Here is a 3,113-nt window from a genome sequence, read left to right on the forward strand (position 1 = left end):
GGGTCGTCGCCGCCGCGCTCCAGCTCCCGGACGAGCTCCTTGCGACGCCGGACGAGCGGAAGGTCGCACTCCGCCGAGCGGCGGCCGACCGGCTCCCGGCGTCGGTGTGGCGCGCGGACAAGAAAGCGGTCCAGTACGGGACGTACGTCTCACGGGAGCTGGACCGACTGGCGCGGCAAAACGGGTTCAAACGCCGGATGGACGACCACGTCGGACAGTATATCGAGTCCCTGCTCGCCGAGTAGTCGAGCTCGCTCGCGCTCGGCGTCGCCCGCGCTCGACACGGTGCGTGTCGCCGCCGAAAAACCGGCCCGTCGGGGCCGGTACTGACCAAGCTGCCGCGGTGGAGTACCAGTCCTGCGGCCGACGCCCGTTCGATCCGGGCGTCTACCTACCGATCGATGGGTACGGTATAAAATCCACCAAGTCGCGACAAATATAACCTCACCGATCCCCTGTTATTGGGACAAACGTCGGATGATCGATCGATATCAGGACCGATCGTAAAGATATCTCCCCGTCGGATCCGCGGAATCCGACGGGGTTCCGATCCGGCTCCTCCGGCGGTCGACGCTGTCATACACGATAGCCGGCTCACCGGACGAGATAGGGATCGCTGCCGGCGATGAACCGCCCGAGGTCACTTTCGCGACGGAAATCCGTCGATCGGAGCTGGCGGAGCGCCCCGACGAGCTGCTCCGAATCTCCGTTGGTCCAGTCCGCCGGGTCCTTGATCGGGAGGACGAGCCACCCCGACCCGAGCAGCTCCTCGGCGTGGAGTGTCTGCATGTCGATCTCGGTTTTCCACGCTCGCGCCGTGTACTGGCGGAGGACGTGCTCGGTCGCACGGGCCCCGACCGGGAGGAGTACGTGCGCGGCGATCGCGCGCAACTCCGCGTCGAAGAACCGCTCCATGTCGTCGTACGACCCCTCGGTTGGCTCCCCGTCGGCGACGCACATGTGGAGGTACGAGAGGAACGTCCGGTCCGTGGCGACCGGGTCGACCTCGGCGAGCAGGCCCGCCTCGGCCAGCGCACCGAGGAAGTCGGCCGACCACGGCTCCCCGGTGAACGGGACCGACTCGTCGACGCCGCCGTGGACGCCCGGGTGATCCCCGATCACGTGGAAGTCGGCGTTCGCGTCGCCGTACCCCGGCACGAACGACGGACAGTCGGGCTGCATACCGAACGGGTTGCTCGTCCGGTCGGTGACGTTCTGCACGGGACCGAGTACACGACCGAACGGTAATATCCCGTTCGGTCGACGGCGACGCGCCGCCCGGCCCGGCGACCGGCGTTCCGTTCCGTCCCGTTTCATCCCGCGACGCAGGTAGGCGCATGCCCCGCGATGGATTTCCATAAGTTATGAATACGAACCGGATTCGACCGGCTTGTGATACGGCTCTCGTGGCGGAGACGCGTGGTGGTTTCACGGATCGGGAACGTTTCCGAAAACCGCATGACTCCGACGGGGTCAACCGGATCTCCGCGACACAAGAGTTATATACGGCCTCCCGTTGGAGGGTATCGAAGACCCATGTTCGATCGCATCCGCACGGCGGCCCTCTTCGGACTCCACCAGGCGACCGTCGCCATCGGGATCTCGCTGCTGCCCGTGGCCGTGTTCGCCCGCGAGCAGCTCGGCATCAACCTCCCGATCCACCGGCTCGTCGAGACCACCGGCGAGGCGTACGAGCGCGCCGACGAGTAACTCGACCGTCCGTTTTCCGTCGCCCGTTTCCGTCGCGGAGCGACCGCCTCCTCCGACGTTGCAGCGGCCGCTCGCCGATCTCTTGGCGGCGGTCGCTCCCGCCCTCGATCGCCTCGACGCACCGCCTCGCCCGCTCGCGGATATGACCGTCGGAACCGGCGGCGGCCCCCCGAAGGGTTGCCTTTATCAGCGCGAGGGGACAACAAGTCGGTAATGCGAACACCGACTGACGATCTCTCGGACGGTCCGTCCGTCGAGCTCGGCCGCGACCAGCCCGTCTTCGGGCCGGAGCTCGGCGAGTTCGAACACAGCGAACGCCGTGCCGCCCAGGCTGACGGCGAGGGCGAGATGAAAACCGGCACCACCACGGTCGGCATCCGCGCCGGCGACGGCGTTGTGATGGCGACGGACATGCGCGCCTCCCTCGGCGGGATGGTCTCCTCGAAGGACGTCCAGAAGGTCGAGGAAGTCCACCCGCGCGGCGCGCTCACCATCGCCGGCTCCGTTTCGGCCGCCCAGAACCTCATCTCGACGCTCAAAGCCGAGACGAACCTCTACGAGGCCCGTCGCGGCAAGGACATGTCGATGGAAGCGTTGTCGACGCTCACCGGGAACCTCCTTCGCACGGGGGCGTTCTTCATCGTTCAGCCGATCCTCGGCGGCGTCGACGACGAGGGTGCACACATCTACTCCATCGACGCCCTCGGCGGCACGACCGAGGAGGAGTACACCGTCACCGGCTCCGGCTCGCAGTACGCCCTCGGTGTGCTCGAACAGGAGTATCACGACGACATCACCGTCGACGAGGCGAAGACGGTCGCCGCGAAGGCGATCCAGTCCGCCGTCGAGCGCGACCTCGCGTCCGGCAACGGGATCAACGTCGCCGTCGTCACCGACGAGGGCGTCGACATCACCCGCTACAAGAGCTTCGACGACCTGCTGTAAGCGGTCACCAGCGGTCCCGGACCGACCCAATTCCTCTGACGGCCGTTTGGCCGTTCGATCCTGTCCTGTTCACGTTCTCTCGGGGGCGGTGAGGCCGCGGTTCCTCACTTGCCGAGCTCGCCGTCCGAACCGCCGATCCCGTCGCCCCAGTAGAACGCCGGGCCCAGGATCAGGTACGCGGACGCGAGGAACAACAGCGCGAACGCGAACCCCTCGCCGATCCACGGCGGGAGCATCGGCGTCGCCATCCGTCCGAGCGGCGTGAGGATCACCGCGGCCTGGACGAGCCCCATCACCATCGCGTCCTGCGCGTGGAGGTCCGGGTAGGTGATCGTCGACCCCATAAGCAGCGCGAACACGGCGGTCGCGGCGACGAGCGGGACCGGGTCGGTGTAGCCGGCAAGGACGACGGCGGCCAGGAGCGTCGCCGCGAGCGTCGTCGGCACCCCGACGGTCTC

4 protein-coding genes and 1 pseudogene are annotated in these 3,113 nt (G+C 67.4%); 3 read left to right on the top strand and 2 right to left on the bottom strand.

Going from position 1 to position 3,113, the window contains the following annotated elements:
* Nucleotides 1-245, top strand: a 245-nt coding sequence (locus ACFQEU_RS13735; RefSeq protein ID WP_379783070.1) for an asparagine synthase-related protein, incomplete at its 5' end; no start/stop codon positions are given.
* 349 nt (nt 246-594) lie between these two features.
* On the opposite strand, the gene ACFQEU_RS13740 is transcribed toward ACFQEU_RS13735, so the two are convergent.
* Nucleotides 595-1,221 carry a uracil-DNA glycosylase family protein gene (locus ACFQEU_RS13740; RefSeq protein ID WP_379783072.1) on the bottom strand — a complete coding sequence of 209 codons (627 nt, stop codon included), beginning with the start codon at nt 1,219-1,221 and terminating at the stop codon, nt 595-597.
* 315 nt (nt 1,222-1,536) lie between these two features.
* On the opposite strand from ACFQEU_RS13740, the gene ACFQEU_RS13745 reads away from it, so the two are divergent.
* A complete protein-coding gene (locus ACFQEU_RS13745; RefSeq protein WP_379783074.1) occupies nt 1,537-1,710 on the top strand; it encodes a hypothetical protein in 174 nt (57 codons plus the stop codon).
* A 213-nt stretch (nt 1,711-1,923) separates the two neighbouring features.
* The gene (gene psmB, locus ACFQEU_RS13750; RefSeq protein ID WP_379783076.1) at nt 1,924-2,655 is read left to right on the top strand and encodes an archaeal proteasome endopeptidase complex subunit beta; all 732 of its coding nucleotides are present in this window, start codon (nt 1,924-1,926) and stop codon (nt 2,653-2,655) included.
* 104 nt (nt 2,656-2,759) lie between these two features.
* Here psmB and ACFQEU_RS13755 read toward each other — a convergent pair.
* Nucleotides 2,760-3,113: pseudogene (locus ACFQEU_RS13755) on the bottom strand (protein sorting system archaetidylserine synthase); the annotation flags it as partial.

The organism is Halorubrum tibetense (genome assembly GCF_042661865.1).
Lineage (GTDB): Archaea > Halobacteriota > Halobacteria > Halobacteriales > Haloferacaceae > Halorubrum > Halorubrum tibetense.